At 55.0% G+C, this 22033-nt stretch carries 29 protein-coding genes, 2 pseudogenes and 1 CRISPR repeat array; of the genes and pseudogenes, 21 read left to right on the top strand and 10 right to left on the bottom strand.

Annotated features, from left to right (window positions below; translation table 11 throughout):
• Positions 1-806 precede the first annotated feature (806 nt).
• The 3 genes and pseudogenes from JRZ79_RS26055 to JRZ79_RS26045 form a co-directional block, all read right to left on the bottom strand.
• Positions 807-1043: a hypothetical protein gene (locus tag JRZ79_RS26055; protein ID WP_231546394.1), complete on the bottom strand. Its 237-nt coding sequence runs from the start codon at positions 1041-1043 to the stop codon at positions 807-809.
• A gap of 314 nt (positions 1044-1357) precedes the next feature.
• The gene (locus tag JRZ79_RS26050; protein ID WP_231546393.1) at positions 1358-1696 is read right to left on the bottom strand and encodes a hypothetical protein; all 339 of its coding nucleotides are present in this window, start codon (positions 1694-1696) and stop codon (positions 1358-1360) included.
• A 231-nt stretch (positions 1697-1927) separates the two neighbouring features.
• Positions 1928-2185, bottom strand: a pseudogene (locus tag JRZ79_RS26045) (hypothetical protein); the annotation flags it as partial.
• Between the two features lie 613 nt (positions 2186-2798).
• On the opposite strand from JRZ79_RS26045, the gene JRZ79_RS26040 reads away from it, so the two are divergent.
• Positions 2799-3863 (top strand): hypothetical protein, encoded by a 1065-nt coding sequence (locus JRZ79_RS26040; protein ID WP_205252880.1) that lies wholly within the window; start codon positions 2799-2801, stop codon positions 3861-3863.
• Positions 3854-4570, top strand: coding sequence for a hypothetical protein (locus JRZ79_RS26035; protein ID WP_205251201.1), 717 nt, complete (start codon positions 3854-3856; stop codon positions 4568-4570). The genes JRZ79_RS26040 and JRZ79_RS26035 overlap by 10 nt, the downstream gene beginning before the upstream one ends.
• Positions 4571-4806: 236 nt before the next feature.
• Here JRZ79_RS26035 and JRZ79_RS26030 read toward each other — a convergent pair whose 3' ends face one another.
• A complete protein-coding gene (locus JRZ79_RS26030; RefSeq protein WP_205252928.1) occupies positions 4807-5343 on the bottom strand; it encodes a hypothetical protein in 537 nt (178 codons plus the stop codon).
• Positions 5344-5640: 297 nt separating this feature from the next.
• Here JRZ79_RS26030 and JRZ79_RS26025 point away from each other — a divergent pair, with 297 nt between their 5' ends.
• The 4 genes and pseudogenes from JRZ79_RS26025 to JRZ79_RS26010 all read left to right on the top strand — a co-directional run.
• Positions 5641-7371, top strand: coding sequence for a transposase (locus tag JRZ79_RS26025; protein WP_205251202.1), 1731 nt, complete (start codon positions 5641-5643; stop codon positions 7369-7371).
• A 261-nt stretch (positions 7372-7632) separates the two neighbouring features.
• Complete coding sequence (locus tag JRZ79_RS26020; protein ID WP_231546392.1) at positions 7633-8907, top strand: DUF4157 domain-containing protein; 1275 nt, start codon at positions 7633-7635, stop codon at positions 8905-8907.
• 2 nt (positions 8908-8909) lie between these two features.
• Positions 8910-9872, top strand: a complete 963-nt coding sequence (locus JRZ79_RS26015) for a hypothetical protein (RefSeq protein WP_205252926.1) — start codon at positions 8910-8912, stop codon at positions 9870-9872.
• A 4-nt stretch (positions 9873-9876) separates the two neighbouring features.
• Positions 9877-10026, top strand: a pseudogene (locus JRZ79_RS26010) (DUF4157 domain-containing protein); the annotation flags it as partial.
• A 29-nt stretch (positions 10027-10055) separates the two neighbouring features.
• On the opposite strand, the gene JRZ79_RS26005 reads toward JRZ79_RS26010, so the two are convergent.
• A complete protein-coding gene (locus JRZ79_RS26005; RefSeq protein WP_205252929.1) occupies positions 10056-10244 on the bottom strand; it encodes a hypothetical protein in 189 nt (62 codons plus the stop codon).
• A gap of 559 nt (positions 10245-10803) precedes the next feature.
• Between JRZ79_RS26005 and JRZ79_RS26000 the strand changes: the two genes are divergently transcribed.
• The gene (locus JRZ79_RS26000) at positions 10804-11391 is read left to right on the top strand and encodes a hypothetical protein (protein ID WP_231546397.1); all 588 of its coding nucleotides are present in this window, start codon (positions 10804-10806) and stop codon (positions 11389-11391) included.
• A gap of 443 nt (positions 11392-11834) precedes the next feature.
• Here the strand turns inward: JRZ79_RS26000 and JRZ79_RS25995 are convergent, their stop codons facing one another.
• The 4 genes from JRZ79_RS25995 to JRZ79_RS25985 form a co-directional block, all read right to left on the bottom strand.
• Positions 11835-12275, bottom strand: coding sequence for a hypothetical protein (locus JRZ79_RS25995; protein ID WP_205252925.1), 441 nt, complete (start codon positions 12273-12275; stop codon positions 11835-11837).
• Entirely contained in the window at positions 12275-13048 is a 774-nt protein-coding gene (locus JRZ79_RS25990; RefSeq protein ID WP_205252924.1) for a ParA family protein, read from the bottom strand. The genes JRZ79_RS25995 and JRZ79_RS25990 overlap by 1 nt, the downstream gene beginning before the upstream one ends.
• Before the next feature lie 442 nt (positions 13049-13490).
• Positions 13491-13622 carry a hypothetical protein gene (locus JRZ79_RS26185; RefSeq protein ID WP_269751361.1) on the bottom strand — a complete coding sequence of 44 codons (132 nt, stop codon included), beginning with the start codon at positions 13620-13622 and terminating at the stop codon, positions 13491-13493.
• Between the two features lie 893 nt (positions 13623-14515).
• A CRISPR array of direct repeats spans positions 14516-14953; the repeat unit is 29 nt; unit sequence CTTCAACCCCACAAGGGTCCATCTGAAAC.
• 370 nt (positions 14954-15323) lie between these two features.
• Complete coding sequence (locus tag JRZ79_RS25985) at positions 15324-15695, bottom strand: helix-turn-helix domain-containing protein (RefSeq protein ID WP_205252923.1); 372 nt, start codon at positions 15693-15695, stop codon at positions 15324-15326.
• A gap of 205 nt (positions 15696-15900) precedes the next feature.
• Here JRZ79_RS25985 and JRZ79_RS25980 point away from each other — a divergent pair, with 205 nt between their 5' ends.
• The 4 genes from JRZ79_RS25980 to JRZ79_RS25965 are packed head-to-tail and all read left to right on the top strand — an operon-like array spanning position 15901 to position 17109.
• On the top strand, positions 15901-16353 hold the full coding sequence (locus tag JRZ79_RS25980) for a hypothetical protein (protein ID WP_205252922.1): 453 nt from the start codon (positions 15901-15903) through the stop codon (positions 16351-16353).
• Entirely contained in the window at positions 16353-16535 is a 183-nt protein-coding gene (locus JRZ79_RS25975; protein WP_205252921.1) for a hypothetical protein, read from the top strand. Before JRZ79_RS25980 ends, JRZ79_RS25975 begins: the two co-directional genes overlap by 1 nt.
• Positions 16535-16864, top strand: a complete 330-nt coding sequence (locus JRZ79_RS25970; protein WP_205252920.1) for a hypothetical protein — start codon at positions 16535-16537, stop codon at positions 16862-16864. The genes JRZ79_RS25975 and JRZ79_RS25970 overlap by 1 nt, the downstream gene beginning before the upstream one ends.
• Entirely contained in the window at positions 16861-17109 is a 249-nt protein-coding gene (locus JRZ79_RS25965; protein ID WP_205252919.1) for a hypothetical protein, read from the top strand. Before JRZ79_RS25970 ends, JRZ79_RS25965 begins: the two co-directional genes overlap by 4 nt.
• A 64-nt stretch (positions 17110-17173) precedes the next feature.
• Here the strand turns inward: JRZ79_RS25965 and JRZ79_RS25960 are convergent, their stop codons facing one another.
• Positions 17174-17341 (bottom strand): antitoxin VapB family protein, encoded by a 168-nt coding sequence (locus JRZ79_RS25960; RefSeq protein ID WP_205252918.1) that lies wholly within the window; start codon positions 17339-17341, stop codon positions 17174-17176.
• 114 nt (positions 17342-17455) lie between these two features.
• Here JRZ79_RS25960 and JRZ79_RS25955 point away from each other — a divergent pair, with 114 nt between their 5' ends.
• From JRZ79_RS25955 to JRZ79_RS25910, 10 genes are all read left to right on the top strand, one after another.
• A complete protein-coding gene (locus tag JRZ79_RS25955; protein ID WP_231546396.1) occupies positions 17456-17581 on the top strand; it encodes an antitoxin VapB family protein in 126 nt (41 codons plus the stop codon).
• Between the two features lie 113 nt (positions 17582-17694).
• On the top strand, positions 17695-18069 hold the full coding sequence (locus JRZ79_RS25950) for a PadR family transcriptional regulator (protein WP_205252917.1): 375 nt from the start codon (positions 17695-17697) through the stop codon (positions 18067-18069).
• Positions 18069-18323 carry a hypothetical protein gene (locus JRZ79_RS25945; RefSeq protein WP_205252916.1) on the top strand — a complete coding sequence of 85 codons (255 nt, stop codon included), beginning with the start codon at positions 18069-18071 and terminating at the stop codon, positions 18321-18323. The genes JRZ79_RS25950 and JRZ79_RS25945 overlap by 1 nt, the downstream gene beginning before the upstream one ends.
• Positions 18316-18582: a hypothetical protein gene (locus JRZ79_RS25940; protein WP_205252915.1), complete on the top strand. Its 267-nt coding sequence runs from the start codon at positions 18316-18318 to the stop codon at positions 18580-18582. Before JRZ79_RS25945 ends, JRZ79_RS25940 begins: the two co-directional genes overlap by 8 nt.
• Complete coding sequence (locus JRZ79_RS25935; RefSeq protein ID WP_205252914.1) at positions 18582-18854, top strand: hypothetical protein; 273 nt, start codon at positions 18582-18584, stop codon at positions 18852-18854. The genes JRZ79_RS25940 and JRZ79_RS25935 overlap by 1 nt, the downstream gene beginning before the upstream one ends.
• Positions 18854-19129 (top strand): hypothetical protein, encoded by a 276-nt coding sequence (locus JRZ79_RS25930; RefSeq protein ID WP_205252913.1) that lies wholly within the window; start codon positions 18854-18856, stop codon positions 19127-19129. The genes JRZ79_RS25935 and JRZ79_RS25930 overlap by 1 nt, the downstream gene beginning before the upstream one ends.
• Before the next feature lie 666 nt (positions 19130-19795).
• Entirely contained in the window at positions 19796-21004 is a 1209-nt protein-coding gene (locus tag JRZ79_RS25925) for a hypothetical protein (protein ID WP_205252912.1), read from the top strand.
• A complete protein-coding gene (locus JRZ79_RS25920; protein WP_205252911.1) occupies positions 20997-21254 on the top strand; it encodes a hypothetical protein in 258 nt (85 codons plus the stop codon). Before JRZ79_RS25925 ends, JRZ79_RS25920 begins: the two co-directional genes overlap by 8 nt.
• Positions 21251-21460 (top strand): hypothetical protein, encoded by a 210-nt coding sequence (locus JRZ79_RS25915; RefSeq protein WP_205252910.1) that lies wholly within the window; start codon positions 21251-21253, stop codon positions 21458-21460. Before JRZ79_RS25920 ends, JRZ79_RS25915 begins: the two co-directional genes overlap by 4 nt.
• On the top strand, positions 21453-21896 hold the full coding sequence (locus tag JRZ79_RS25910; protein WP_205252909.1) for a hypothetical protein: 444 nt from the start codon (positions 21453-21455) through the stop codon (positions 21894-21896). The genes JRZ79_RS25915 and JRZ79_RS25910 overlap by 8 nt, the downstream gene beginning before the upstream one ends.
• Positions 21897-22033 lie beyond the last annotated feature (137 nt).

The raw sequence follows: 22033 nt of genomic DNA, 5'->3' as shown, positions 1-22033 counted from the left end.
TTAGACTATCTAAATTTAGTTGGAATTCATATAACAGCGAAAATTGTAATAGGAATAAAAACCCAACATAGACGAAAGAGCACGTTAAGATACGCTCTTTATTCATACACATATAAACTATGCGAAAGATGCTTATACGTGTCGATCCCCCTGACATGAACACTATATTACTCGTTTGAATTTTCAATATGAGATACTCACTAGGTTAAGGCAAGACCTACAGGCTGGGAGCACAACTGAAATTACAACAGTTTAGACAGCAAGGAGGATTACACCCATCACAGTTTCTAAGTGAAAATGAGCTAAGTGAGATGCAAATAATGCAGGCTGCACCACCGGTTAACGCCGCCAGCACTGAAACAACCAATATAACACCCTGCTTTTGAAGCTACCGCCTCTATACACGGAAGACATCCACAATCGTTGTCCTGTGTGTGTGATAATGAACTCAACCGTTTCAGAAGAATTTTTTCATCATCGGCAGCTACCTTCAATCTTCTGACCGTTTTCTCCATCTACGACCCGAACATAGAACCCTTCAAGATCGATGCTATAGCTTGCGTTGAACTGATTTCCTGTATAGTTGATTGCATCCTTTATTTTCTCGACCTCAGTATCGGATATAGACCGAACGATTTCAGTTGTGGAGTCGTTTTGCAAGTATGGTTACGGAAGTTCCACTCGGAAGTCCCTGTGGGTGTCTTGAATTCATCCCACACCTTTGGCACTTTTTTCTGATTACTTCTGAATTTTCAATCTTGTATTTTACATCATCCGCTCCATCTACGTACAGCAAATCACCAATTTCAGTTTCGATTTCGAATGCCGTAGCTAGAGAGTCTCCGAGATTGATAAGATACTCCGTTTACTGCAATGGGATCCAAATTATCTACTGTTTCATCATTCGGAGTTTCTACCGTTTCAGCTACTGTTTGGATAGCAGGTTTATCAAGGAGTTTTTCGACACGTTCACTCTCAGTATCTAGCTCTTTTTCCTCAACGACGTTTCCGCTCCAGTTGGGTTCCACCACTGCCTTCGTCATCCTCTAAGCTACCGTTGGATTTCGTATTGCTAGCGGAAGCGCTACCAGAGATAGCTGCTGTAGTAGCTGCGGCTCCGCAACCTTCTTCAGTAACTCTCTACGATTAATCTCGCCTGGGTTTATCTTGTTCTCTGTCATTTACACCTATAACTTATCTCCCTAAAAAGTTAAAGCTTTCTATTACTCAAATTTGCGTTAATTTCTATCCGGAGATTCTATAATTACCTTAGAATCGTTGCGACAGAGATTAATTGTAGCTGATCAATTGATAGGCTGCTCAAATAGACGCTTTGATGTATCTTCACAAACAGCAGCTATAACTTCGTGCGACTGACAGCACGATTCCACTGTTTCTTCAGTGAACTGAATGTCACTTCTGCAAATCGGGCATCTATCGAGAAATATCCTAACGCCATTGAGAATTTCCCCTTGAGCCTCCGGATTGAAGTCTTTCCAGTCGGAATCACGACGGCTAGTATTTTTGAAATTGCTACATCAGCAAGCAACGCTGCCTTTGAGGGCCATTGACCAACTATTGTTGTTCCTCGCCTAAGCAGTACAGCATCATCGTACTCCTCTGTGAGAAATTCGTTATTTCCATCAAACTGAAATGCAGTCGTCACGTTTTCGGTTGTCACTTCCTCTTTATCCAACTCATCTAAATAGTATCTAAATCGGATTTGAAGCTAGTAGTCAAGCAAAGATCACTACCCCCATCACAAATTTTCAATATATTTTTATCTATTAGATATTGTTCTAAATTCCTTCCATCATCTGTCGGGGATTGTTGTGCGATGGATCTATCGCTGCTATTTTCCCTATGTGATGGCGACTCAACCGCACTGTTACCAGTTCCAAGTCCACCTCTAGTTGGTTTCTGTGGGCTCCTTTCCGAACCAGCGCAGGACAGTCGGCGGAAGATACTGTTTCGTCAGCGTTGGGGTGCCCGGAATCAGATATCCTCGAAGATAGATTAACCCAACGGAAATGAGAACGGCAATCAACCCGAAAATGCGTGATTTGCGTGCAATAAGAGAGCTGATCACCGCTGCAATTACCAAATTCACTACCGTACACGGTTCACATCTGTTCTCGCCAGTATACTCCGGCTGATGAAGGCTATCAACCATATCAGTTTTCATTCGAATACTACTCATATACTCATACGTTATTTATCTTTCGTGCCTACAACCTAGCCACAGTTTCAGAAGATGGATTCCTACAAATCAAAATGAAATTGAGATATGAATCACACCGATTGAGCTGGCTCTGTTGAAATGATTCAAGAGATAAATATAGGTGAGCGCCTCACAGATGTGCGTATTCAGATCGGAGTAGCCGAATCGACAGTACAGAAGAAATCAAACTCGTCGCCGAGGGCGCTGTCGGTACCTAGTAGCGCGCTGGTGACTTGGCAGTTCTCAGCCTGCCGCCGAAAGACCTGTCGCCTTCCAGTCTCAACAACGTCACGACCTGCAACAGTTAGGTCTTACTTTTCTATTCCTGGGACAGATGGTCGTGGAAGAAAACTGTTATGTTCTCAACGGCTTTCGAACGGCTCTTTTTGGTATTTGCCTATGATCTCGAATTATAAACAAGTTAAGCACTCCTATTAAACCACTTCAGATGAGTAGTCCTATGCAGATAGAAACAACTACCTTTTGATGATACGAAAATATAAATTAACTAGCGACTTCAGAGTTTGAGAACACAAATTAACTATATTATAACCCCTCTTCTAAAGCAAACTGGATTGTGTCTGAACATAATCAGACCTCCAGGAGAGCAGTACTAGCAGGAATTGGAATGGCTGGTCTTTCTTCAGGCCCTCTGGGACTTGTTAAGGCTGGTAGTATTTCGCAAAAGGGATGGGAACACGACGTTGTAGATGCCAGGTTCCCTACTATCAAGGATAACTATGCGGTCGCAGAATATATCCTTGAAAATGGGGAATCAAAGGAGGTGGAATATACTGAAAAATCAGATGGGGAAATTGTAATAGAGACGGACAAACAAAAACTATCAAAGCAAAAATCAGAAATCGAAAAAGCCGATCTCGGAATCGAAGATGCCAAACAGGGCGGTGGAATGGGAACCGATGAAATTTCTCCAGCTCCCGGGTCCCCTTTAGTAGTAATTGACTTGGGTGATTATGAGACCGTTGCAGATGCTACTCACGGCCGCTGGGCAGAGACTGTCGAGCCAGGCGGTGGAACGAGTGTTGCTGAAGCAAGCTATCTTCGAAACGGAATTCAAGAATGTCAATTTGGGAATGACGAGTACCCGATTGAAGACAATAGTATGTCAGATGGCGAATGTTGTCAGTATAGAAAATTAAATAACGGGAATTATGCATTCGGAACATTGACCGCGTATCCAGGTGCTGCGAATGCCTTTTTCCAATCTGCGGCTGAGGTTGAGATATACATTTCAAATAGTTCATCTTCAACACCCGATAGACCTGAAATTACATTCGAAGGAGAATACAAACTGTCAATTATAGCTCTTGGTCTTGCAAGCGCCTCAGTTAACTTCAAACTATATATAAAAGATTCTAACAGGAATGAGGTTGGCTCAAAGACCATTCTAAGTAAGAGCGGATCTGGATTAGAGGAATGGAGAAACAATGAGGAGTTCACCAATACCGTTCGTCTCGATAACGGGGAAGAATTCACTCCCGGCGAAACATATTATGCAGGTATGGAAGTGAAAGGAACTGCGTCTGGTGGAACCTTTGATTATGGTGGGGTCGATGCGAGAACTGATGGTAGTTTCAGTGGATTTACAAAATGGGACTCTGTTGATATTGGGTGGGAATAGACACACATATGGCGAATTTTTGGAAGACAATATTTTGGTTGATCGGGCCTGCGTTTGTCATTACTTTTGCCGGTGGTTCACAGGCCGGGTTTAGTTCGAAAGGTGCCATAGCCCCAATTGTAACTATTATAGCCATTTCGTACTGGTTATCTAAACGTGGTTATCATCAAACTGGCATTAGCCCACCCCTTCTAAAGAGGATCGCTATCTGCTTAGTTCCTCAATTTGTGGCATGGCAGATATTATCTCCTTCTCTTGGGGTATTTTCGCGTCCAGAGATTGTTACGGCAAGCATTATTTTGTCTTCTATTGGGATTGGATTACTCTGGACCTCATATAAGAAAAGCAAACTCAGAATTCCGAAACTTCAGCGTTGTGTAATAATAGGGGCAACAGCGTTACCTGCATTCATAATAATTGCTTCAGGAGTAGCCGCAGTTAACAGCCTTGATCCCACCAGCAACTTATCTGCGCTTGGACTTCTATTCATTTTCTTAATTCCATCATTCATCTGGGTATTATTCACAGAGTGGAAAACTAAGCAACTCTTCAAATACGTCATAGGAACCTCTGTTGCATATGTGGTGCTATGGCTGGTCTTAGTACCTCTCACAGCAAGAGACTCACCCCTACCTTCTGTAAAATTAGTATTGGTATCAGTAATTTACATTATACCATTAATGTATCTGGCTGAGGAGGCTGAGTGACTTCTTCAAGAATATCTAGTGGGAGTGATTATTCTTCATATTGGGGGAAATACATTTCTTTATGGTCTGTTCGAAATCCACCGGTGTCTGTTACACGCTTAATCGCGTTCCTCTATCAGCTATAATTGGCAGATATTAACCCACTCCTGGGCTTTACTCACGTCGTACGGGTCTCCTAGTCAGGAACCCTTCGGGGTTAACCTCCCGGGCTATAGTTAGCGTTCCGGAATTTGTCTTCACCCACTATTCTCTTCAGATCCATCGTCCGTAATGGGCTCGAGGGAGTCTTCCAGCCGTTCGAACTTTGCTTCACGGAGCGCTTCCTCGGATGGCTCTTTCTGCACGAGAGATGCACCGTCAGGCAGCTCTACGTCCTTCCCCTCTAAGGGGTCGACGTCGGCGACCATCTTCCGTATCTCCATATCCCGATTGATCCGTCCAAGTAGCTGCTCGAATGCCGTCGCTCGCTCATGACGCACCCGCCGTAACTCTCGAACCTTCCGCTCGAACTCTGTCTTCTCTGCCCAATCGTAGATGCGCCGCCCAAGAATTGTGAGTTGATACTGCTTCTCTGTCCCGTGCTCGGTCGGACTGTGACGCACCGTGAATACCTCGCGGTCAACGCCTTCTGAGAGCCGCGCGGACACTGTCGAGTTACTGACCGCGACCGCGTCGACGAGCGCGTTAAACGTCGCTGTTCCCGTCCCAATTTCCGTGAGCAGTTCTGCTGCGCCCTTCTTCCGAAGAAACGCCTCAAGGTCGTCCAACCCCATCGTATCCCCCTGTTCACCACCCATCACTATAAACCCAACCAAAATAAGATTCAAACTAATTCTCTGATTGTACCGAATTATGCCTACAACCAATTCCCCAATTACAGCGCGCATACCTATTGATATAACTCCCAATGTAAGGTTAGCGCAGACTAACGACACTAATGCGCGACCCAACTATCACTCTACTCTATACTATTCTTTGCCCTACCGGAGCAGCTACCTCGACACAGTATCACTCCAGTCTCTGGGTACGTATCGTCCAACAGTGTCGTAACTCGCCCGGGAGGTGGCGGAATGCCGACTGACCCGTCGGCTATCGCTGAGTCAATCATCGTACACGCGGAGACGCTCTGTGAGCGTGAAGACCACCTCTGGGATGTCATTCGCCAACTCTCGGTTCCCGTCAACAATCTCGAGGACGCCCGCGACCAGAACCGCGTCGACTTCGAGACCGACGAAATGTTTCGCACACTCCTGTTCAAAGGCATTCGCGGCATCTCACAGAACGAATTAGCCCAACGGCTCGGACGAGAGCCAAGCCTCGTCAAGAGCTTCCACTTCGATATTACTGACCTCGAAAAGACGCCGACCCAACAGCAACTCTCGTACACGCACGCACAATTCAGCGAAGACACCCAAGAAGTCCTCAATCGCACGGTTGCTGGCATCCGCCAAACTGCGCTCGACCATAATGTCCTCACGGAAGGCCTCGTGCCGTCCATCCCAACCGATACTGAGGAGGAGGCACAGAGCACGAGCGAGTACAAGAAGGAGAAGGTCCAGAAGACGCTAACGCTCGCTCGCAAACACGTCATCCCCGAATTCGACACGCACCGAGCGGCCCACAAGACGTACTCCGACGAGGTAATCCTGGATATGTTCGCGAGCATCTGCGCGAACAACGGCAGTGCTCATTCGGAAGCCGAGTATGGCTGGCTCACCGACGATGACCTCACCTGCGGCGACTCGACGTTCCTGCGAGCAATCAAGAAGATTGCGACGCCCGAGGAGTCCGACGGCCAGCTCACGTTCGCGGAGTTCGAGGACGATGATTCGATGCCCGAGATCGACCAGATTCGGGACGCGATCATGACGGCGTTCAACGCCGCCACCAAGAATATCATCAACTCAATTCGCGGCGACGATCCCTTCGACTCACGGGAGACCGTTGCAGCCATCGACATCACCTACGAGCAGTTCCACGTCTGGCCGTGGGAAGACAAAGAAGCAGGCATCGCGAAACCGGACTACCCGAAGATGGTCAGCGGCTACAAGAACGACGGCGAGTACAAACGTGGCTACAAGTATGCCACCATCACGCTCGTTGGGGATCACGCACCAATCGTCCTCGGTATTGAGCCAGTCAAAGAAGACTCTACGTGGGAGCCTGACGACTCTCCATCGTACTCGAAAGCTGATCTGGTGAGTCGATTACTCGACCGGGCCGAGCAGTTCGTCGACCTGGATACGGTGATGTTCGACCGTGGATTCTACGCCAATCGCGTGTACGCAGAGGTCCACGAGCGCGGGCTCACGTATCTCTCCCCAGTGCCGACGTACGAAGATGACTTGGCAGCAATTCAGGACATTCAGGAACATTCGACAGCGGACGCCGCTGTCAAACACGACGTTCCGTTTGGAATCGATGGTGAGGTCCATCACGAGGCGGAGTTCCTCTATGCCCCGAGTACGAGCGATGATGCCGATGGAAAGTACGCGGTGTTCGTGACGAACCAGGACCGCGTCGAGCCCGAGGAGATTCAGGGTGTCGTGAACGGGTACAGTCGGCGCTGGGACATCGAAAACCAGTACAAGTCGATTAAGGGCTTTCTGCCGAAGACGTCGTCGACGGACTACCGGCTGCGGCTGTGCAACTTCGCGCTATCGACGCTGATCTATAACCTGTGGCGGCTCACAGACTATTTGATCAAGGTCGCGCTCGATAAGCCGATTCGGTCGCCGCCAGTGATCACGGCGAAGACGTTCGTGCGGGCGTTAGGTGACTTCCTACGGGAGTTCGGGTAACGATTTTCTCACTCCGGGTTCATCGATTCAATAGCGGCTGCGCTGTTCATTTTCACGTATCTTTGCGGTATCTGTCAGTAGTTCAAACAATAGTCAGTCGGTAAGTCGATCCTGTCCTGTGTTCGCGCCGATTGTGGACTCACCAGCTCCCAGAATTTCCAGTTTCATTTGTAGCCTTAAAAGGACGCGAAGAATGTGCCGCCAGTTCACATCATCGAAGCTATTAACTGGTTTTCAACTGACCGTAGAGGTAACAAACAGATGGACCGCTCACAAAAAATCGACACAGACGCTCAAGAATCCCAAACCGGGACCGGATCGAGAGCGTCACAGCTCTCCGACGGAGTCAACGCTCAACGTAACACCGACACGGGAAGCTATGGCTCAACTAATACGGTGGGACCAGGCACGGCCGGGCCAACCACTGATTCGGAATACGAGCAGTACTATGGCGTGGAGATCGAGGATCCCGCGCAAGCCGGCACCCTCCAACGATTGGCCGAAAGCAACGGCACCCGGACAGTGCGAGAATGGGCTGAGGAAGGTATCCCAATCGACGCGATGGGCAACCCGAAAGCCATGGACGCCTACCGGAACCGCCAGGGGACGCCCGTTCCCTGGGATGCAGAACGCCGGAACAAACGCTCGAAACGCCGTAGCGAGCACATCCAACGCTTCGACGGCGGCAAACCAGCCGGCAACACTCAAGTCCCGGATTCGGTACGCGATGTGATTAGTTCGCCCGGACAGTCCCTTGACGCCAGCGTTCAGCGTGCGATGGAGGATCGCATGGATCACTCCTTCACTGATGTTCAAGTTCACGCTGGCCCCCAAGCTGCTGAGGCCTGCGAGGACATCAACGCCCGTGCGTTCACTGTCGGTAACCACGTCGCGTTCAATCACGGCGAGTACAATCCACAGAGCCAGGAAGGCCAACACGTTCTCGCGCACGAACTCGCGCACGTCCGCCAGCAAACTGGTGGCGCAGTCAGTATGCTTCCCCAGGAAGATCTGGAAATCGACCCGGACGAGCGTCTCGAACGGGAAGCTGAGGAGACTGCCCAGCGCGTGATGGCTGGTGGTGAGCTGGGCATTCAACGGATGCAGGCCGGCGTGCATGTGCAGCGTGCACCGAAGCAGACGGGGTTCGGTGAGGATGGGAGCATTGCTGTCGAGAACGTCAATGAGGAGGCGTTACCCGGGTCGATGGATGGAGACTCGGAGGTGAACTTTGCGCACGTGCTCCGAGTGCTCGGGAAGACTGGAGCGATGTCAGCGGTTGGTGGAGCGCTTGCAAAGGGTGGTGCTGTCTTGGCCGGTGTCTCTGATCCGGCAGCAGCACAGACGCTGTTGGCACTGGCCAGCACAGCTACCACTGTCACAGCTGGTTGGGCCGCCCTCTACAAGGAGATCGATCCACAGATCGTTCGGTCGACATTCGAGAAAGCTGGTAAAGAAGAGTTGCTCGACAGAATCCTTGAGCGTCTTGGTGATGATGTCGACGCAGGAAAAGAAAGCGAAAAGGTGGATTTCTGATTATGGACGCGGAAATCAAAAAAGAGACACAAGATGGATTTGGCTTATCGATAACCGACAATAATGAAGTTGAACATAAAATCGGTGTCTGCTATGATGGTGAAATAGATGGTCATCTACAAGACGGGTATGCGGACAAGGGCCGGAACAGGACAAACGAGGAGAGCGAACACATCAAACAGGCGCGCCGATACGCTCGGTATTACGTCCACGAGCAACGGGGCTACGATACGATTGCGCCCCGGAAACATCCCGAGTGGCTGGCAGTCGTGGCTAGCGTCATCGCCCAGCAGCCTATCGAGGAGTTCGACTCCAGGTTTGGACAGTACTACCAGCAACTACGCAGCCACGTCGACGACGATGTTCTCCCAGTCATCGAACTCCCCGAAGACGAGATCGCTGGCCTGCGGAGCTACCGCCTGAACGTCCATCTAAACATCGATTTGGATACCGTGCTTGATGAGCAGAAAGCAGCGTCGTTGACTGACACGATCTCGGAGACTAACGACGTGGAGACGATGGCCACCGAGATATACGATGCGCTCGCTGGTGTTGTTGTCGAGCCAGCCGCGCTCGGCGTGGCTGGCGTCTCCGAGTTGGGTGCGCTATATCAGGGCCGGGCAGAAGACGTGGAAATCACACCCGAAGACCCGCACTCGGGGCCAGCGGATGCTCGGCTTGAACTCTCGCCAACGAAAGCGTCTCATCTCGATTCGGAGTATCTGCCGATCGAAGGATTCCAGTTACTCGTCGTGCATCATCTTCTGTGCCAAGCACGAGACTACTATCTTGGAATGGGGCTGGAACCACCAGAGTATCTGCGCGTACTCGGGCTGGGAACGTACCGCCAGACCGTGCGGAATGAGCATCTGGATATGTATGATCCGGTCCACGCAACGACCTCGCCAGTCGAGGGGTACCGGCTTCCAGGCTTTGGTACGCATTTGAATATCGACTCATCTTGAAGTGACTGCCAGCACCAGCTCCTGCCAGGACACCACCGCCCGTGCGTTCACTGTCGGCAACCATGTCGCGTTCAATCACGGCGAGTACAATCCCCAGAGCCAGGAGGGACAGCATGTGCTGGCGCATGAGTTAGCGCACGTCCGCCAGCAGTCCTATGTGTTGTTCTCTGCTCTCACAGCAGTCTATTCATCGAGGTCAAGCTCCTCCTGGAGCGACGTATCGTGGAGTGCCGCACGGAACACCGCCGGGTAGAAATCCCGGTTCATCTTCAACGCCCGCCCGTACGCCTTCCGAAACTCCGCCTGCAGCTGGCCCGACGTCGCACCGGTGGCGCTTGTTGCGACTGCCGGGTGCGTCGCCCCTTCTTGCATTTCTCAGAAAAGCCGATGGATCAGATGAGGTCTCTAATCACAGTGTAGTGGCACGTTCAGAAATCAATCGGGTGGGTAGAGTTATCTTCCTTCCTTTGAGAAGCCGTTTTGTAGAGGCTCAGGCTATCTATGTCATCAGAATGCTCAGTAACTACGTTAGAAAAGCCAGATCATGAGCGGTAAGTATCACCGCACCGAGACCGATTGAACGTAATGTTGTCGTTATAAGATGCGGTAGTGGTATAAATGCCGGGAGCTGTGACAATCCCATGATTATAAGCCAACCGAATAGTTGGTACTCTGAAGGTTTTATCTCTAATTTAGATCGTGTTAAAATAACTATGATCGGAGCGACAATACCAAATCCGATTATTATACCGTAGTTCATTATTATCTCAATATCTGAGGTGTATTGGTGCGGTCGAAAAGCTATTCACTTACATGAGTACCATAATCACTCACACAAGGGGAACACAGTCGCTGTGACACCTTCTGGATCGGTAATATATTTGGTTTGTAACACAGAGAATGCTTGTATTCAGGCGTGGTCTGTTTAAATATGAACCGACGGAAGTACATTACAGCAGCCTGTGGCGCCAGCATTGCAACAATAGCAGGGTGTAGTAAATTAGCAGGCAAAAAGACACTATCTGACCCAAAAATAGACCCAGGACCAGGCGGGGGAACAACCATGACGTTCACCGATAATAACTCAGAGATAGCACACTTGAGTGTTTCAAAACGTGTTTCACCCGATAGGGCTCATCTTCCAATGGAAATCTGGCATCGGCAGGGAACGAAGATAAAGTCAATTAAACTGCGTGTATGGATGCCAGAAATCGCCACGGAGTTTCCCGCAAAAGTTGCAGTCGTCTCACCGGTTGAGGGTGACAGTTCCCCGCCACCATCCTTGTCACTCTATACCCCCGAACGGTTACCGGGCACAAATATCGAAGTCTCGGACTTAGACGATCTTTCGGATGAGACGATCAGCACGCTTAATCTGATTATTATTCCCAACTCCGAAAAAGCTGTAGACATCAAAATCCACGGAACGATTGAATTGTCCTCATCTAATATTCTCGGTAGCAGTTATACACTTGATGGGGAAATGAAATTATCTTATCCGGAACTCGCTAACGATTAGATTGGAACCGGCTTCCGCTGCTATGTCCCAGCATACTTCTATTGACTTCCGGTATGATGTTCGGAACCCTAACCTCAGCCATCTGAGTTACCTAGCAGTAGTTTCGAATTTGGGCTCTATATTTCAGAGATGTCGCCTGGACGTGGCTGCCTCAAAGTCGTCCTCACGAGCGACGACATCCGACAAGTTGAGACTGATCTCGAGTTCCTCATAGCTGTCCTCGAGGAAAGGGGCGCGGTACACGCGTGAGATCGACATATTGGATTGCCAGGTGCGCTTTCACGTCCGCCGAGTCGATCGGAGAGACAGGGTCAGCGAACGCCACTCGAAGGAGGTCTGGCCGCCCGTCCACGTCGGTAGTAGTCATCATCGTCGTAATAGTGCCTGACACTCCACGGTGGCTATACGACCGCTACGCACGTCCCAGTGATCCGCGAGTCGTATCACTCTGGTTCGCCGCGTTCTTCAAGGGCTTCACTGCATTCTTTGACTTCCTGGGGCGACATGCTTTCAATGCGTTCAATGCCCAGGGCAACGACGAGAGGATAGTAGTACCGTGTCTTCGGCAGGCCCTCACCGAGCTCCATCTCATGCTCCAAATCTGTCTGCTTGTACGTCCTCGTCAGATCCTGCTTGAGGAACTCGGGGAGATAGAAGCTCTTGGAAGCCCACTCGCTCTTCACGTTCTCCACGTGCATTGCATTCCCTGCACTCACCTCGCTCTCTGAACTCACCTCGTTCGTTTCGTTCTGGGAAGCCACTGCGTGCTCCTCGCGAGCGGGCTGCTCTGTGTCCCCTGCCCCCTGTTCACTCTCTTCGTCATCGGCGTTGTCGAAGCGCCGACTAAGGCGGTCGGCAACATCATCGCGATCACGGTTCGGCATCAGTCGCTCACCTCCTCAAGCGCAGCAGCGATATCGTCGTAGACAGTAGTCATATCAGTGTCCTCTGCCTCCTCACCGAAGATCGAACCCTCACTCGCGAGTGACCGCTTCACAGCTGCGCGATTCCGGACTTCAAAGACGGGCGCACGTCCGTCGAACGTGTCGCGAAACCACTCGATAGCGTCCGCCTGTTCGTTGTCGAGGGGATAGTTGACGTTCGAGATGAGAAGTGCCTGCTCGGTGATTTGGACGCCGTAGTCGCGCTCCAGGCTCTCGATCTGGTTGAGGAGGTGCTCGATAGCGAGGACGCTGGAGTCGGCGGCCTCGACGGGAATGAGGATATCCTGTGCAGCCAGGAGAACGTTGTCGTTGATGGGGCCCAGGCTCGGCGGGGCGTCGATGAGGACGTAGTCGTAGTCGTCGAGCTGGTCGAGGACGTCCTCCATGCGTTGCCGGGGGCGCCGGCCGGACGCGATGAGGTCTTGCTCGAGGCGGAACATATCGATGTTCGCGGGCAGGACATCGAACTCGGGGTGTTCGACGATGAGGGTGGTGGGGTCGTGGTCGTGCGGCGAGTTGATGGCGTTGTAGAGGCTTGGTGGGTCGCTTTGGTAGGCGTCGCGGAAGCCGAGGGTGTTGGTGAGGTAGCCCTGGGGGTCGGCGTCGATCGTGAGAACGTGGTGGCCGCGGGCGGCGAGCGCGCCGGCGATGTTGATGGTGTTTGTGGTCTTTCCGACGCCGCCTTTCTGCTGAGTGATGGCGAATGAGTTCATTGGGTTCTGTGCATGCAATGCATGCACTGCGTAAAAAGACTACGTCAGACACCGCCGGATAGTAACCAACAACGCGGCCCAGGCGGTTGTCGTGTTGGTTAAGGCTTAGCGGCGGGGAAACCCCCGTATAGGAGTTTCCAAGGCCACGTTCAGTATCGCCGCTTCAACCCCACAAGGGTCCATCTGAAACCATGGCCGATTCAGCCACGTGAGCACTCCTACACCCGGTCTCTGCGTCACTGTTTCCGTCGGCCTCCAATACCCCCTAAACCCCCCGGGGGTCGATGGAAAACCTCACTCCACTGGAGAACTCACAATCGTCCCCGTCGGCTAGTAGTTGTGCGCCCGTCCAGTCGCCTCACTCATCCGGGAGATTGGTGGTACAGTCTGCCCGTAGGGGATCCGAGCCAGTACCCACCAGCTGGTCCCAGAGGATAGGGGATTAGTATGCGACCGATCGGAGCCAGTCGAAGAAGCCCAGGATCTTTTTGCCGGCTGTATAGTACAGCGCGAGGACAAGGAGGGACCCAATTACCGCTGTCCCGTACCACGCGGCTTGAGTTGGATCGATCATATTTCGACGTATTGAACGCCAATTATAAAACCGTTCCTCAGAATCCAACCTTGACAGGATCTACCACCAACTATGTCAAGAACCTCGGCTGTGAGGTGGGACGCCAACTGCTGCGCTCGCCGCTTCAACCCCACGAGGGTCCATCTGAAACTGGTTGCGCTGGAGTTGCGTCTCAACGTGATCGAAGCTTCAACCCCACAAGGGTGCATCTGAAACCATGGCCAATTCAGCCACGTGAACACTCCTACACCCGATCTCTACTTCATTGTTTCCGTCGACCTCCAATACCCCCTAAACCCCCCGGGGGTTGATGGAAAATCCCACTCCACTGGAGTACTAGCCATCTTCCCCGTTGGCTAACTCGGTCACGGTTAGCTCTCGTATGGCAGCGACAGCGACCACGTTGCACACTCAGTCAGCTGTCGTCACCGCTTGGCCGGGGTTCCCGCAGCTCTCTCCTGATCGCGCGCAAGTGTCTTTTCGATGGCGTCAGCAATCCAGGCTTGAGTATCGGTAGATTGTTACTGGTCGCATTGAACACACGTTCCATGCCCTCCGAGAAAGCGGTGCTACTACGTTCAATCCGACGCTGGCTGTTACTGAGTACGTTCCTGCTTGGACTCGGCGTCGTTGGAATCGCAAATATGGGATACTTCGTCACAGATTTCCAAAACCAACAGCTGTGGCGCATTGCACGTGTTCTTAGCTGGTCTGTGACACTTGCCGCTGGAATCCAGTTTATCCGGACGTTTCCCTAACCCGGAGACAGCCGTCGCTTAACAGAGGGAACGCGCCCACACCGACCGGAGGTAGGATCAAGCCCACGCCGCCGGCCCGTTGGTCAGTGAGCCGGTCCCGGTGGCGGAGACCTGAGCTACCCCGTCAAGGATCGACTTCAACCCCACAAGGGTCCATCTGAAACACCGCTTCACCCCGGAGTACCGCGAGATGCTGTACGCACTTCAACCCCACAAGGGTCCATCTGAAACCGGCGAAACCGCAGGACGGCGTAGGGATTCGGCCACTTCAACCCCACAAGGGTCCATCTGAAACGACTATAAAATCACACTCCCCGACGGCACCACCATCGCTTCAACCCCACAAGGGTCCATCTGAAACTGGGGTTCAATCGCCCAAACGAGCCTGAGGTTCCTGCTTCAACCCCACAAGGGTCCATCTGAAACCGTGCTCTCTCTCGTTGTGACGGGAGCCGCCACAGCCGCTAGCTATGGGCTGCTTCAACCCCACAAGGGTCCATCTGAAACTCAATGGGTCGTCTCCGTCGGGGTCTTGATCGGCTGGCTTCAACCCCACAAGGGTCCATCTGAAACCATGGCCGATTCAGCCACGTGAACACTCCTACACCCGATCTCTACTTCATTGTTTCCGTCGACCTCCAATACCCCCCAAACCCCCCGGGGGTCGATGGAAAACCCCGCTCCACGGAGAACTCACAATCTTCCCCCTCGGCTGACTCAGTCGCTGTTGGCTCTTGCGTGTCCCACCGGCGAGGCCACCAGCACCACGGTATAACTTTCCGTCAGACACTCGTGTGGATGGTGCGGTTACTATCGTAGACCCAGAACGCTGTTGACAAGGAAATTGGAGTGATCTGGATTGAATCCCATTCAGTAGTCGATTATATTCTGCCCTTGAGCACGAATCACCAGACGTGCGTTCGCTGGGCTGTGACGGCAATCGTCACTCGGCATCGAGGAGGTCCTCCATGCGATCCAGGGCATCCTCAACGCCGTCGCCGTTCACGTCCTCGCAGGCGTCCCGCGCGTCCGTGACCGCGTCCCGCAACTCGTCGACGGCGAGGGTTGGGGATTCAGCCGCGTCTTCGCGGGGGTCGTCAACGAAGCGGTAGAGGCCGTGGTAGTCTTTGGTGACCCAGCCGGCGCCGAGGAGGCCGTCGAGGTGGCGGTTGACGTACTGCTTTCGGATGCCTGTTTCCTCGGAGAACCGGCTGACGGTGGCGTATCCCCAGGGGTCGCCGCCATCGCGGCCCTTCTTGAGGACGTCGAGGAGTTGTTCTTGTTCGTCGTTGGGGGCGAAGTTTTCGTTGACCATGTCCCCAGGTGGCGCTGCGGTTGCCATACACGTTATCATACGCGTGCAGTTGTCTAATAAGTTACGTCGCAAGTTTCTTCTTCTGTTACTGCGTAACACCTAAGTGGGTGACGCTATAAGATACTGATAGAGCCCGAGGGACGCCGCCGAGTCAGAAAGGCGGTCGCGTGGATCCAGCACGCGACCTCGGGTCCACAACAGACCCATGAGCACACACACACCACGCGCTCAAGACGGCATCGAAGCACTGCACAACGAAACCGACCCCCGCCCCATCCCCCAGGCGTGGCTCGACAACGCCCCGAGAGCCGACGTGAACGCCGCCGAGACGGAGTACCACGCCGTCCTCCACACCATCGAGCGCAGCGTCGCCGGCGACACGGACGTCCTCGCCGGCCACAAGCAAGGGCGCGCCGAGCAGTGGACAATCCACGTCCTCTTCGTTCGCGGCGACGGCCAGCGCCGCGTCGAACAAGCCTACGACGCCCGCGTCGTCGAGACCGCCGACGGCCTCCAGATCACGCCCCGTGGCCTGCGCGCCAGCATTGCCGTCGACGGCCGTGACATCACGCCGGTCGCCCGTCCGCGGACGACTGACATCGAGCGCGCGCTTCGAGACCTCCACGACATCGACGTCGAGAGCGAGGTGAGCGACTGATGGGCGTCAGCACCTGCCCGCGCTGCGGCGCCGAGTATGAATACGGGCACGACGGCGACGACTCGTTCACCAGCGTCTCCGTCACCTACCACGACGACGACCGCGACGACTTCGCAGCGTCGATCTGTCAGGACTGTGGCGACGAGCTGCTCGCCGACCTCACCACGGAGGTCGAAGCCTGATGGCCACCAGTAGCCTCCAGGCCGCGGACGTCCTCGACGAACGCGACGCCCGCGCGCTCACCCAGGACATGAGTGTTCGCGAGGACGCCGGCTGGGCGCGCGGTGCGCCCGACTGCTATCTCGTCGACGTCGCCGACTCCGGGGCCAGCTATCGCGTCAATGCTCGTGCGGGGCGCTGCAGTTGTCCCGCTCAGTTCTGGCGCGGCCACAAGTGCACGCACCTCGCCCGCGTCGCGTTCGCCACCGGCAGCCGGGAGATCCCCGACTGGGTCCAAGACGATCGTGTCGACCCGCAGCTCGGCTACCACCTCACGGAGGCCCAGCCATGAAGAGTGTCTACGACCCGAGTACTGAGTTCGAAATCGCGCGCTCGGAGACGCCCATCAGCGAGGATGGGTACAAGATTGGGGAGCCGAAATATTTGGAGTGCGCGTACTGTTCGGCGCGCGTGCTCCTCACTGAGGAGCCGTCCCCAGGCATCGACGAACTCCAGCATGACCCGTTTTGTGGCCAGCGGTTCGCGCGCACGACGTGGTGGCAGGAGCATTTCACCGCCGGCTCGCCGTCGGCGTAATCGCCGCGGCCTGTTTTAGTTCCATCACGTCCTCGCATCGCAGGGGCTACTGGCCACTCTCAAGTTAGTCAGCCATCACTGTCCGGCAACTCCCGTTTCCCTCGTCGTCTGTTTGCGAGTTGAGCAAGCGTTGAATAACATCATTGAAACTATCGCCCGGCTCTTTTCGATTGTTGAGTTGCTTCCACGTGTCGTCGGTGACACGGATATGGTTAGTCGCATCGCGAGCCATGCAACTAAATTAGGCGGATGCATCTTAAGTGATTACCCACTAAACTGCGGTAACTCGGTTAACCACGTTAACCAACCTAACATATATAACACCAGAGATCATGTTATACAACACATGGATGTCAACCAAGGCAGCCATCCAGTCAAAGTCTCAGAAGAGACTTGGCGCGAACTCAACGCCCAGAAACACCCGGGAGATACCTTCGAAGACGTGATCCAGCGCCTCCTCAACGAGACGTAGGCCCTATCGCACGCTCCGACCCCGACAACTTTGACAGGGAACCGGGCTCGGACCGTGCGGGGATGGCCTCGGAATAGCCCAGCTAACTACACCGAACAGAGTCCGAGACCACGATGACAAACTCGCTCACGCAAAATAACGCTGCCGACACAGAAAAGACCAGCCCCACGACCAACCACCCGATCGCCACCCTCACCAGCTTCCAGAAACGCATCCTCGCCGTCCTCGCCGACAACTCGCGGTACGGCCTCGCGATCAAACGCGAACTCGAGGAGTACTACGGCAAAGAGGTTCATCACGGCCGGCTGTACCCGAACCTCAACGACCTCGCCACCAAGGGCCTCGTCGACAAATCAGAACTCGACAAGCGCACCAACGAATACGCACTCACCGAGAGGGGCCGCCGCGCAATCCAGGCGGACGTCCGCTGGCTGACCGACCGCGTCGAGCACGACACCCCCAAGCCGGACGAGGAGGTGGACGACTGATGGCGGACTCCGAGACCACCAGCAGCGACTTCGAGGACGACGTCCGAGACTACTGTCGACGCCGCCACATTGAGCACGGGAACGCGTACGTTTCGGCGACGCAGATCGTCAACGAGTTCGATGTCACCCCGCAGCAGGCGGGCGCGACGCTGGCGAAGCTACGGGACGCCAACGATCTTGAAGAGTGGAAGAACCAGTCGAAGTCCACGTCGTACCGGATCACCGTCGACTCCGGAGGCGATCGCGATGAGTAACGCAGCGGGCCGCCCCACCGCGACGACTGGCGACCGGAACACGTACCCCGAACTCCGCGAGGACATCGGCGAAGACCCCGCCCGCTACCTCACAGATCTGAACGGAACGACGTGGGCGCGCATCCGCGGCATCCAAAGCGACCGCGTCATCCAAGCGTGGCTCCAAGTCGAGGAAGACCTCGGCCCGCGGCGCGCGGTGATCAAGCGGCTGAACAAGCGCCGCCGCCAGCTCCGAGACGGCGGGGAGGGCGATGCCTGATGCCGGACGCTGCGGACCCCGGCATTGAGAAAGACGAGGACAGCGACCAGACCACACTCCTGACCGACGGCGGTCACCGACACAACACCGACGGTCTCGACGGCCACCTCGTCGTCGAATGCCCGGACGACGAATCCCATCTCTCCGCCGACGTCGAGACAACGAACTATCCGCAGAAGCCGTCCGAGTTGGTCTGGCTCGATGAGTGCCCCACGTGTGGTGCCAAGTTGGCTTACATCGAAGAAACCCAGCCCACGGAGGTGCTCGAGTGATGGCGGGCGAAGATTCCGGCCGTGGAGACCATCAGCCCGACGACTGGACAACTCTCGACGACATCGCCGACTCCGAGAGCGTCGAAGTCGAGTGTTCGGCACATCTCGCCGCCCCCGAGACCTGTGACGGCTGGGGTGAGACGGTCGACCTCGATGAACCAGCCTACGTCGAAGACGGGCGGCTGTTCCTGCCCGGCTTCTCGTGGACGTGCCCCGAGTGCGGGAACCCTCACTCATTCCGCATCGACGGTGTGGAGGTGAGTAACCTTGTCTGATGGATTCGACCGCGGGGTGAAGCACGTGGTCGGCATCGCCGCACTCCTCAAACACACCAGCGTCTACGGAGGAAATCGCATGACGCACGTCAGACACCCCCCGAGATGGACACAAACCTATTTGAAGGCCGGGAATCAACACTATCTCAGTAACACAGTAGGCACTCCGAGAACACAACGGACTGCAGAAGCCGGGGCGTGCCATCGCCCCGAGGAACCCAACTCATCCATTGCTTCTGCGGCGAGGGACTTAGGCTTTACTACGGCGACCAGCCACAGCCCCATCCCTCGCGACGTCCTCCGGGCGCCGGTCCACCCCACCAGCGAACGCGACATGCCCACTACCACCACGACGACGCACGAAACCAACGACACCGACCCGAAGGAACAGCCGGCCGTGGAAGCACACCCCGCGGCTATTGAAGAAGAAAGCACGTCGAAGTGTCTCCCCCACCAGGAGACATCCCACCAGATTCAGAAAATCCCCAGACGGCATCGGGATACCGCCACTACCACACTAGCTGATGGCTGGGGTGGTGCTTTCTTCTGCTACTACTACTGCTTCCAGTATGGAAGGAGAAGTACAAACGAAGCGACACTTCGCGGAGTGAGTGCTTCCAGTGTGGAAGCACGGGCTTCTGTGGAGAACGCTCGGGGTGGTGCGTCGTGATCGAGCGCGTCAAGCTCGGCTGGCGTATCAACCAGTCTGTCTGGGACGCGTTCGAGACACATGTCGCGGCGAAGCACGGCGCTACCGCCGAGTATCTTCGGTTCGAGCTGGAGCTCGCGATGCGGGAGTTCCTCGATGAGGACGATGTTCTCGCGGATGCCGAAGCACTCCTTGAGGAGTACACGGACCTCCAGGGGCTTTCTTCTTCAACAGCTGCTGCATCCATTGGCACCGACCGCTACCGCGGGGAAACCACGCTTGTCCAGCACCGCGTCAACTCCGAGTTGAAGGAGCGCTTCCAGATTTTTGCGGACAAGCACGACGCCGGCTACGGCCGGCTCCTGGCCCGAGCGCTCGATACGTATGTCGACGGCGGGCGTGCGCGCCGGATTCTCGACGACGTTGAACGCGTTATCACCGGCGATTCCACTGTGGAAGCACAACCCGGCGCAGAAGAAAGCACGTCCACAACCGACGGAGGCGTGGAAGCACTGGGTGGTGCTGAAGAAAACACCCGCGAGACTCGGCTTTCTTCAGACGAGGGTTGTGCTTCCACGGCGGAAGCTGACTCGGTCGACGTCGAAGCACGGAACGTCCTCGCGGTGGTCGACCACGATGACCTTCCCGACGACTACACGACCACGGCGATTCCGGAGAAATTCCTGTACGATGCGCTCGTCGACGTGCTCGGAACTGGTGCCGACGATGTCCTTGAAGCCTACCGCGCGCCAGTTCTTGAGCAGCTGAACGCGACCGAGCACCCCCACAAGCCGGGGTGGTACGTGACCGAATCGTACCGAGAACACCACTCGCTGTATGCGGACATGGACCGCGACGAGCGCGAGATCGCGCTGCGCCGATTCATCGCCGAGAAAGCTGTCGAGTCGAAGAAGCTTGAGGCCGCGTACACGTACACGGACGTCCAGGAAATCTTTGAGATCAACGCCGGCGGCGGGAGTCCCAGTCACCAGTACGCGTACGATTTGATGGAGGCTGCCGCGGAGGAGCCTGGCTTCGAGTACGGTGAGTTCCACGGTAAGAAGCAGCTTCGCGTTGATCTTACGAGCGTTCGGTCGAGCATCCGCAAATACGTTCGCGAAGAGACCGCGTTCGGGGACGACTTGGATGCGCTCACGGCGAACGCTCGCCTCGAGGATTACGGTGCTGGAACGCCGCCAGAAACGGAGGGGGTGGCGGATGACTGACAGGATTGGATCCAGCACGAACAGCGACGACGGGGGGTTTAGTCGGCCGCCGGCCGTGCAGGCGCGGGGCGCGATCACCACGCACGCCGAGGAGTTCGCGCTTTCGAAGCGGGAGGTTGTGGAGCGAGTGGTGAGCATCCTCGACGATGTCAACGAGGAGCTCGTGCGCGATGAACTTGATCGCCTGGAGCGGGAGGGCGAGATCTACCTGGTTGGTGAGGGAGACAGTGCGGAGGTGCACCGAACGTGAGCGACACCGCTGAGGGGTTGCCGCCGGCGGTGATCGACCACGCCGCATCGCCGACCCAGATCTACTGTCGAGAGTGCGCGTTCAAGGAGTCGATTCCAGACGAGTCCCGCGAGGACTTGTCTGCGAGCCAGATTGGGGATGTCCTCATGTGCGACGGGTGCGGCGTGGACATCGCCACCACGATCATCGACGATAGAGATGACTGAGCAACTCACTGACAGCCGGTGTCTGAGCATGGAGATCGAGAGCGGTGACCGCACGATGACGTGCCCGATCACAGGCCAAGAGTACGTCGTCACCCGCTGGGCGTCGCGGGATGGTCGCACGATCGCCCTGGAGAAGGAGCCCGTTGAGGAGCTGGCGACCGACGGCAGCGGCGACCCGGTCGACGGCATCCTCGCGGAGTTCAACGAGGAGGCCGTGGTGGACGACGGCGTCGCGAGGCGGTTTGTCGCCCGCGAGGAGTTCGACGTCCACGGCGAGCCCCAGGAGCGTACGACCATCCTGCAGTTTCTCGAGGGCGGCGGGATCGCGCTTACTCAGCACTCGGAGCCGGGCGGGCTCTCCAGTAGCCTGACGCTCGGTGCGGATGCCATCGAACGGCTCCTTGACGATTATGCGAGCCTCCACGGAGGTGACTGACAGTGTCGAGTAACACGCCGACGACGCGTGGCGTTCCCGAGAGTCTCGAGTTCCAGCCGGGAGCGGGAGGGTTCGGTGTCACGGTCTACGAGTGCGTGGTGTGTGGGGAGCGCATTCGGGGAACGGAGACCGCGAAA

The organism is Halobacterium sp. BOL4-2 (assembly GCF_016917835.2).
GTDB lineage: Archaea > Halobacteriota > Halobacteria > Halobacteriales > Halobacteriaceae > Halobacterium > Halobacterium salinarum.
Note: the sequence above shows the minus strand (reverse complement) of the source record. Positions and strands in the feature narration are given on the sequence as shown.

What these genes read in the sequence shown, in the direction of transcription:
- JRZ79_RS26055 (WP_231546394.1), bottom strand. Translation starts at nt 1,043, where the DNA reads ATGACGAAGGCAGTGGTGGAACCCAACTGGAGCGGAAACGTCGTTGAG.
- JRZ79_RS26030 (WP_205252928.1), bottom strand. Translation starts at nt 5,343, where the DNA reads ATGGGGTTGGACGACCTTGAGGCGTTTCTTCGGAAGAAGGGCGCAGCA.
- JRZ79_RS26025 (WP_205251202.1), top strand. Translation starts at nt 5,641, where the DNA reads ATGCCGACTGACCCGTCGGCTATCGCTGAGTCAATCATCGTACACGCG.
- JRZ79_RS26020 (WP_231546392.1), top strand. Translation starts at nt 7,633, where the DNA reads ATGGACCGCTCACAAAAAATCGACACAGACGCTCAAGAATCCCAAACC.
- JRZ79_RS26015 (WP_205252926.1), top strand. Translation starts at nt 8,910, where the DNA reads ATGGACGCGGAAATCAAAAAAGAGACACAAGATGGATTTGGCTTATCG.
- JRZ79_RS26005 (WP_205252929.1), bottom strand. Translation starts at nt 10,244, where the DNA reads ATGCAAGAAGGGGCGACGCACCCGGCAGTCGCAACAAGCGCCACCGGT.
- JRZ79_RS26000 (WP_231546397.1), top strand. Translation starts at nt 10,804, where the DNA reads ATGAACCGACGGAAGTACATTACAGCAGCCTGTGGCGCCAGCATTGCA.
- JRZ79_RS25995 (WP_205252925.1), bottom strand. Translation starts at nt 12,275, where the DNA reads ATGCCGAACCGTGATCGCGATGATGTTGCCGACCGCCTTAGTCGGCGC.
- JRZ79_RS25990 (WP_205252924.1), bottom strand. Translation starts at nt 13,048, where the DNA reads ATGAACTCATTCGCCATCACTCAGCAGAAAGGCGGCGTCGGAAAGACC.
- JRZ79_RS26185 (WP_269751361.1), bottom strand. Translation starts at nt 13,622, where the DNA reads ATGATCGATCCAACTCAAGCCGCGTGGTACGGGACAGCGGTAATTGGG.
- JRZ79_RS25985 (WP_205252923.1), bottom strand. Translation starts at nt 15,695, where the DNA reads ATGGTCAACGAAAACTTCGCCCCCAACGACGAACAAGAACAACTCCTC.
- JRZ79_RS25980 (WP_205252922.1), top strand. Translation starts at nt 15,901, where the DNA reads ATGAGCACACACACACCACGCGCTCAAGACGGCATCGAAGCACTGCAC.
- JRZ79_RS25975 (WP_205252921.1), top strand. Translation starts at nt 16,353, where the DNA reads ATGGGCGTCAGCACCTGCCCGCGCTGCGGCGCCGAGTATGAATACGGG.
- JRZ79_RS25970 (WP_205252920.1), top strand. Translation starts at nt 16,535, where the DNA reads ATGGCCACCAGTAGCCTCCAGGCCGCGGACGTCCTCGACGAACGCGAC.
- JRZ79_RS25965 (WP_205252919.1), top strand. Translation starts at nt 16,861, where the DNA reads ATGAAGAGTGTCTACGACCCGAGTACTGAGTTCGAAATCGCGCGCTCG.
- JRZ79_RS25960 (WP_205252918.1), bottom strand. Translation starts at nt 17,341, where the DNA reads ATGGCTCGCGATGCGACTAACCATATCCGTGTCACCGACGACACGTGG.
- JRZ79_RS25955 (WP_231546396.1), top strand. Translation starts at nt 17,456, where the DNA reads ATGGATGTCAACCAAGGCAGCCATCCAGTCAAAGTCTCAGAAGAGACT.
- JRZ79_RS25950 (WP_205252917.1), top strand. Translation starts at nt 17,695, where the DNA reads ATGACAAACTCGCTCACGCAAAATAACGCTGCCGACACAGAAAAGACC.
- JRZ79_RS25945 (WP_205252916.1), top strand. Translation starts at nt 18,069, where the DNA reads ATGGCGGACTCCGAGACCACCAGCAGCGACTTCGAGGACGACGTCCGA.
- JRZ79_RS25940 (WP_205252915.1), top strand. Translation starts at nt 18,316, where the DNA reads ATGAGTAACGCAGCGGGCCGCCCCACCGCGACGACTGGCGACCGGAAC.
- JRZ79_RS25935 (WP_205252914.1), top strand. Translation starts at nt 18,582, where the DNA reads ATGCCGGACGCTGCGGACCCCGGCATTGAGAAAGACGAGGACAGCGAC.
- JRZ79_RS25930 (WP_205252913.1), top strand. Translation starts at nt 18,854, where the DNA reads ATGGCGGGCGAAGATTCCGGCCGTGGAGACCATCAGCCCGACGACTGG.
- JRZ79_RS25920 (WP_205252911.1), top strand. Translation starts at nt 20,997, where the DNA reads ATGACTGACAGGATTGGATCCAGCACGAACAGCGACGACGGGGGGTTT.
- JRZ79_RS25910 (WP_205252909.1), top strand. Translation starts at nt 21,453, where the DNA reads ATGACTGAGCAACTCACTGACAGCCGGTGTCTGAGCATGGAGATCGAG.